This is a genomic window from Hyella patelloides LEGE 07179, assembly GCF_900659865.1.
In the GTDB taxonomy this organism is placed as follows: Bacteria; Cyanobacteriota; Cyanobacteriia; order Cyanobacteriales; family Xenococcaceae; genus Hyella; species Hyella patelloides.
In genome coordinates this window covers 1-6,564 of sequence record NZ_LR214104.1, presented here as the reverse complement: position 1 = coordinate 6,564, position 6,564 = coordinate 1, and the positions used below count along the sequence as shown (strand labels likewise).

7 protein-coding genes are annotated in these 6,564 nt (G+C 39.3%); 5 read left to right on the top strand and 2 right to left on the bottom strand.

The genetic code is table 11. From position 1 onward, the window contains the following. Positions 1-61 precede the first annotated feature (61 nt). The 3 genes from H1P_RS29785 (at position 62) to map (ending at position 2,159) form a co-directional block, all read left to right on the top strand. On the top strand, positions 62-433 hold the full coding sequence (locus H1P_RS29785) for a hypothetical protein (RefSeq protein ID WP_144874573.1): 372 nt from the start codon (positions 62-64) through the stop codon (positions 431-433). Between the two features lie 117 nt (positions 434-550). Beyond that, a complete protein-coding gene (gene radC, locus H1P_RS29780; RefSeq protein WP_144874571.1) occupies positions 551-1,273 on the top strand; it encodes a RadC family protein in 723 nt (240 codons plus the stop codon). Positions 1,274-1,385: 112 nt separating this feature from the next. Next, positions 1,386-2,159: a type I methionyl aminopeptidase gene (map, locus tag H1P_RS29775; protein ID WP_144874569.1), complete on the top strand. Its 774-nt coding sequence runs from the start codon at positions 1,386-1,388 to the stop codon at positions 2,157-2,159. 802 nt (positions 2,160-2,961) lie between these two features. On the opposite strand, the gene H1P_RS29770 is transcribed toward map, so the two are convergent. Then, positions 2,962-3,915, bottom strand: coding sequence for an isoaspartyl peptidase/L-asparaginase (locus H1P_RS29770; protein ID WP_144874567.1), 954 nt, complete (start codon positions 3,913-3,915; stop codon positions 2,962-2,964). Positions 3,916-3,927: 12 nt separating this feature from the next. Then, positions 3,928-4,170 carry a hypothetical protein gene (locus H1P_RS29765; protein ID WP_144874565.1) on the bottom strand — a complete coding sequence of 81 codons (243 nt, stop codon included), beginning with the start codon at positions 4,168-4,170 and terminating at the stop codon, positions 3,928-3,930. Between the two features lie 94 nt (positions 4,171-4,264). On the opposite strand from H1P_RS29765, the gene H1P_RS29760 reads away from it, so the two are divergent. Further along, entirely contained in the window at positions 4,265-5,575 is a 1,311-nt protein-coding gene (locus H1P_RS29760) for a dihydroorotase (protein ID WP_246142019.1), read from the top strand. Positions 5,576-5,916: 341 nt separating this feature from the next. After that, positions 5,917-6,549, top strand: a complete 633-nt coding sequence (locus H1P_RS29755) for a hypothetical protein (protein WP_144874563.1) — start codon at positions 5,917-5,919, stop codon at positions 6,547-6,549. Positions 6,550-6,564 lie beyond the last annotated feature (15 nt).

Below are 6,564 nucleotides of genomic sequence, written 5' to 3'. Positions count from 1 at the left end.
TTTTTTGATAAATTTTAATATAAGCAATCATAAGTAATGCAAATACAAGGAGTAACCAACGATGGGTAAGAATGATTTCTTCCTCGAACCAGATGACGCTCAAACTATGGGTGATATTGATTACATGAGAATGGCAAAAAAAGTTAGAAGAACTTTTCCCAAAACTCTTAAAAATCCTAATGGCTTTGCGATCGAAAAATCAGTTTCTTCAGAAAATGATAGAAACTTTTCTAATGCAAACAACGGTTTTCAGACCAAGTCTATTAGTAACAACTATCAACCTCAAAGCTCTTTTAACCCTGCACCTGCACCCAGGGCAGAATCTACTCCTGCACCCGCACCTAAACCTGCACCTGCACCTGCACCTCGCAAGGTAGATGACAGTATGGATATGTTCCGCAACATGGCGAAAAATATCAGAAAAGGCAGATAGATTGATTAGCCAACATCAAAAATAACTTTGTTGATTTAGAGGCGCGACAAATCGCCTCTTTTTTTTTGCTGAGTTATATTGGCGATATCTTGATTTAACTTATTTTTCCTTGTTTGAATGACTTACAGTCTAAGAATTGCCGATCTTCCTCTTAGTGAGCGTCCTCGCGAAAGATTGCTAGCTGTAGGAGCTAAAAATTTAGCTACAGCAGAACTAATTGCCATTTTACTTAGTACTGGTCAAGGTAAAGGAAAGTTATCTGCCATTGGGTTAGGGCAACATATTCTTCAGCAATTGAGTCAAAATAGAAGGGATTCTCTTGATGCTTTGAGAGATGTTAAACCTCAAGAATTAATGCAAATTCCTGGCGTGGGTCCAGCGAAAGCTGCCACCATAGTAGCTGCGGTAGAGTTAGGAAAAAGAACTTTTCAATTTCGCCCTCACGAAAGAGCGGTTATTGATAATCCTGCTGCTGCTGCTGCTGCTTTAAGCCAGGATTTGATGTGGCAAAATCAAGAAAGATTTGCTGTTTTAATGTTGGATGTTAAAAACTGTCTGATTGGGACTCAAATAATTACTATTGGGACAGCCACAGAAACTTTGGTACATCCTAGGGAAATTTTTCGCGAATCTATTAGACAGGGTGCTTGTAAGTTAATTGTTGCTCACAATCATCCTTCAGGAAATTTAGAGCCTTCAGAAGCAGATATTGAACTGACTAAACAATTATTACTGGGTGCAGAATATTTAGATATTCCTGTGTTGGATCATTTAATTTTAGGAAATGGTAATCACCAAAGTTTGAGACAGTTAATAACAACTCTATGGAATCCCGATTGATCGAGTATTTTTCAGTCTATTATTTACAGAGATCATTCTGGGAAACTGTTAAGCTAGTTTATTACTGAAAGAATTAAATTTAGTTACTAACAAGAGACAAAATAAAACTGCTATGGGAAGTGAAAGAGTTACTTTATTGTCTAGTAGAGAAATAGACAAAATGCGAAAAGCAGGAGCTTTAGCTGCGGAATTATTAGCTCATCTTGCACCAATGGTTAAACCAGGGATTAGCACCCAGGAACTTAATGATGAAGCGGAAAGGTGGACTCAAGCAAAAGGAGCAAAAAGTGCGCCTTTGGGTTACGGTCCTAAAGATAATCCTTTTACTCGTTCAATTTGCACCAGTGTCAATGAGGTAATTTGTCACGGTATTCCCAATGCTAAAGAAATTTTGCAAGATGGAGACATTATCAACATTGATGTGACTCCCATTCTTGATGGCTATCATGGAGATACTTCCAGAACTTTTTTCGTGGGAATTCCTTCTGCTGAAGCGAAAAAGTTAGTAGAGGTGACTGAGGAATGTTTGCATAGAGGCATTGCAGAAGTTAAACCAGGAGCAAGAATCGGCGATATTGGCGCAGCTATTCAAGAATACGCAGAATCCCATGATTATTCTGTGGTGAGAGATTTCGTAGGACACGGTGTCAGCCATATTTTCCACACTGCGCCTCAAGTCCCTCATTATGGTAGACGGGGTAAAGGAAAAAAAATGAAGCCAGGAATGGTTTTTACTATCGAACCAATGATTAATCAAGGAACTTGGGAAGCTGTCATGTTAGACGATGGTTGGACAGCGGTTACGGCAGATAGTTTGCTTTCTGCACAATTTGAACATACTGTGGCTGTCACTGAAGATGGGGTAGAAATCTTAACCTTAAAATAGTAAATTAGGACTTACACAGTGCAAAAATAAATCAGGGTTTGAGGGAAGAGGGGAGCTTACAAGGGTAGGTTTTGACGAGTGAACCTGCTGAGGTTGTCTTGGAGGACGTTCCCTTGCCCCCAAATGCGATGGGGATAAATACGAAGATGCGACGGGTATAAACACGAAGATGCGATGGGTGTAAACGTCTTACGGAGTGGCTGTCTTTTGAGCGTGAGGGATGCTGGTTTACCCTGTGCTTATCCAATCACGCTGTTGAGGTTATCTCAAAAGGAGGACGCTTCGGTGGTCGGTTGAATTCCTAATTTCAGCCGTCCGTCTTGTACGCCACGTCCGACGCGGGCTTCTGACCCTTCCTTGTGATGTCGGAACGCGAGTCTTGACTTTTGATGGTTAAATTTAGTCGGGAAATAGGGAGTATCTTTTCGGAATTTCAAGTATAAATAAATACCTTTTTCGGGAAGTTTAATACTGAATTAAAGTGCCTCCTCACAGTGAAAGTAAGGGCGCGTCTCCCGATGCGGGCAGTCACAGATTACTCCGCCGTCAAACGACGGAGACGGCACGTGACCGTTGGTCAACAGTCTAGGGAAACCCCAAAGCAAAGAATTGGATATGGCGTCTATCACGGATACCGCTTCCGCCTTAGGACTCGCTCTGCATCGCGCATAAGGCAACCTCGCCATCCCTCTCGCTCAGACTTACGCCCTTAGAATTTATTTCGGGAGTTTATGTCGCTCTTTTAAAACCTATCCTTATGGGGTGAGTAATACCCACCCTACATGAGAATTTTCCTCTGATTCTATTCACAACAGCCCATTAATTCTTGTCGATCTGTCCAACTTAGAGTGTCACCTATTTGGCTACCATCATGATAAGCAGCCAATAACACTTCGCTAGTTTTCCCCCAAGCGATCGCTCCTGATTGCGCAATTGCGATCGCTCCTAAATCTCGGTTTCTTGATTGAGACTCTTGCATTGAGCGTGTCATCGCCTTTTTGAGAGTCGAACCATCGGTAACACGGATTACTACTTTAGCTGCGAGACATTCGTCCATAATGTCTTCACCAACACCAGTACAGCTAACCCCCGCATCATCGTTAGCATAGTTACCTGCGGGCATAGCAGAGTCACTCACACGACCAATTCTTTCTAAACCTTTACCTCCTGTGGAAGTGCCTGCTGCAATTTTACCGTGGCAATCTAAGGCAACAACACCAATTGTACCTTTCCTAGCTTCATGGGGCAGAGTTAGCTCTTGTTCGGCGATTACACCAGCCATTTGTTTATGAAAATGATCGTATCTTTCTTGCATCCATTCTTTGAGACGGATATCAATTAGAGGATCGTAAATTGGTACATTTAATTCTCGTAACAATTCTGCTGCGCCATTGTCTGATAACACGCGATCTTCTTCACTTTGTAAGAACTGTGCTAACTCAATAGGATGCTTAACGCGAGATACATTAATTACGCCACTAAAACGCTGCTTGCTACCATCCATTAAAGAAGCACTCATGCGAATTTGTCCGTCAGATTGTAGTACCGAACCAGTTCCCGCATTAAAAATTGTTTTGTCTTCTAATAGTTGGCAGCCTTTAACTACTGCTTCTTTGGCACTAACATCATCAAGCAACATCGAATAGATTTTTTCGACAACAGAATGAAGAGCTTGGCGTACAATGATCTCTCCTTCTTCACTTTGAAGATGACCACCTGCACCACCATGAATGATTAATTTTGGCTGGACTGACATGATTTTTTAGTATTAAATGTTGAATTTTGAATCTTGAATGTCGCGGTCTAATTGCGAACTGCCAAATACTGTAGTTTTCTCGAATTTAGACTGCTTGATTTTTAAGTTTACGACATCTCTCAGAAAAGTATTTAACATCATCTTGATAGTTTCATCATTTTTTCTGCCAAATTGGTCTGCTTGCCTGTATATTGGATCGGGGTCACAGATTACTCCGCCTTCTAACGACGGAGACGGCACGTGACCGTTGGTCAAGATCAGCGATCATTTATTAGTAAAATTGAGAATTTTTCAATGCTGCCACTCCTGCTTTTGTTTTCAACAGTGGTCACTGTCATAACATCTCCCTATGTCTTCTAATCTCGATCTTTGTCCTATGAATGGAGAATCAACAATCCTACTACAGCAAGTTAGAATTATCGACTCTGCTGAAGCAAAAGATTGGATATCTGATGTATTAATTGTTAATGGTCAAATTCAATTAGTAAAAACACAAATCATTAACTATCCATCCAATACTCAAATAATCCCAGGTGAAAATTTAATTTTGGGTACAGGTTTAGTAGACCTCTACAGTCATAGTGGAGAGCCTGGATATGAAGCGAGGGAAACTCTATTAAGTTTAGCTGCTAGTGCAGCAGCAGGGGGATTTATTGAAGTTGCGGTGCTTCCTGACACCACACCTTGTATTGATAACCCAGAAACGTTAACTGCACTACAGCAAAAAGTATCTCAATTACCAAATATTACTCAACAGCCGTTATCTCAACTCAATTTTTGGACAACTTTTGCTTTAGGTCAAAACACTAAGCAAATGAGCGAGTTGGGTGAATTGAGCAGTCAGACTATTGGCTTTACAGAGCAACTTAATTTTTCTGATTTATTTCTCTTTAAACAGGCTCTTGAATATCTCCAACCTTTAAAAAAACCAATTGCTGTGGATGTTTCGCAAAATCAGCTAACGAACGACGGCTTTATTCGCGAAGGCGCACAATCAATTCGTTATGGATTATTAGGTAATCCTGCTTATTCCGAAGCTTCTGCGATCGCTGCTATTCTAGAAATCATTGCTAGCTTGGAAACTCCCGTCCATATTATGCGAGTCTCCACCGCCAGAGGTGTTGAATTAATCGCCGATGCGAAACAAAGAGGAGTTCCCGTAACCGCTAGTACCACTTGGATGCACCTTTTATTTAGTACCCAAGACCAGGCTAATTATAATCCTAACTTACGTCTCGAACCCCCTTTAGGGAATTTTAGCGACCTCAAAGCACTACAACAGGGTATCAAAGAAGGTATTATAGATGCGATCGCGATCGATCATCAAGCATACACCTATGAAGAGAAAACCGTTCCTTTTGCTCTAGCACCCCCAGGGGTAATTGGTTTAGAACTAGCTTTACCTATACTGTGGCAAAAATTAGTTACAACAAAAATTATATCTCCGATTCAATTGTGGCAAGCTCTTAGTCTCAAACCTCGCCGTTGTCTTCAACAAAAATCTCTATCAATTAATAAGTCCCATACTTCAGACTTAATATTATTTAATAGTCAAAAAATTTGGCAGGTAAATATACAAAATATTCATTCTCTAGGAGCAAATACCCCCTGGTGGAATCAAGAAATTATAGGAAAAGTTATTCAGTGGAATTCTTTGTAAATACTTAAGTATCTTTGTGAAAACACTTAACTACATTTAAGTAAAAAAATCAACCAATATTAGAGTTAAAATACATTTTTTAGCAATTAATTCTTATTTACTATTCCTGATTTCTTGTTTTGTTAAGTGTTTTACTCTAAAAAGTTAATTTCTTCTTATAAATTTATTTTCAAAATATTTTTTCTGAAAAATGTAATACGTGTTATTCCTGATAACGAATTAAGTGTTTACTGTTATATTGTGAAGGTTACTTTTTATTCCGATAATTTGCTTAAGAGTATTTTGTTACATAAAAATTTTTAAGATAATTCAACAGCAAATTATCATTACTAAATAAAGAAATGAAAAATACTGTTACTACTTTAGTTACAACTACTACTATTGGTTTAATCTGTGCCGTAAATTCTCCTCAATCAGCCCAGGCTACTACATTAATTTACAATTTAGGTGGTGGAAATGCTAACAGCACTGCTTTAACTCCTTTTACCTACACACCTGTCGATCTTAACGAGCCAATTTTGACTGTGACGGGTGCTGAAGCTGGCGTATCCACAAATGTACGACGACGTTCTGATGGATTAGGAGTTGTTGGGACAGGAAATAAGGCAGGACAAGTCGATGGAGAGGGAGAACTATTTGAATCGTTACTGTTAAGTTTTGACCAGCCAGTCAGAATAGAGTCTGCTTCGTTTACCAGATTACAAAATAACGATGGCTTTGCCTTATCTATTGATGGAGATGAAGTTGTCAGTCTTAATAGTAGACTAAATAACAATAATCCTTTTGACTTTTCCTCTTTAGGTAATAGGAAAGGTTTGAACTTTGAATTTACCGTAGCTCAAGAAAATGACGATTATCGACTTGAGAGTGTAACCGTTGAAACTGTTCCCGAAACGACCCCAGTATTACCTTTATTAGGATTTGGTTTAGTAAGCTTACTTTTTAATTACAAGCCCCATAAATTGTCAAGCTAATTTTGCTAAAAAAAA

Excerpts from the sequence above, each read along its gene's own strand:
- H1P_RS29785 (WP_144874573.1), top strand. The coding sequence starts at position 62 with ATGGGTAAGAATGATTTCTTCCTCGAACCAGATGACGCTCAAACTATG.
- radC (WP_144874571.1), top strand. The coding sequence starts at position 551 with ATGACTTACAGTCTAAGAATTGCCGATCTTCCTCTTAGTGAGCGTCCT.
- map (WP_144874569.1), top strand. The coding sequence starts at position 1,386 with ATGGGAAGTGAAAGAGTTACTTTATTGTCTAGTAGAGAAATAGACAAA.
- H1P_RS29770 (WP_144874567.1), bottom strand. The coding sequence starts at position 3,915 with ATGTCAGTCCAGCCAAAATTAATCATTCATGGTGGTGCAGGTGGTCAT.
- H1P_RS29760 (WP_246142019.1), top strand. The coding sequence starts at position 4,265 with ATGTCTTCTAATCTCGATCTTTGTCCTATGAATGGAGAATCAACAATC.
- H1P_RS29755 (WP_144874563.1), top strand. The coding sequence starts at position 5,917 with ATGAAAAATACTGTTACTACTTTAGTTACAACTACTACTATTGGTTTA.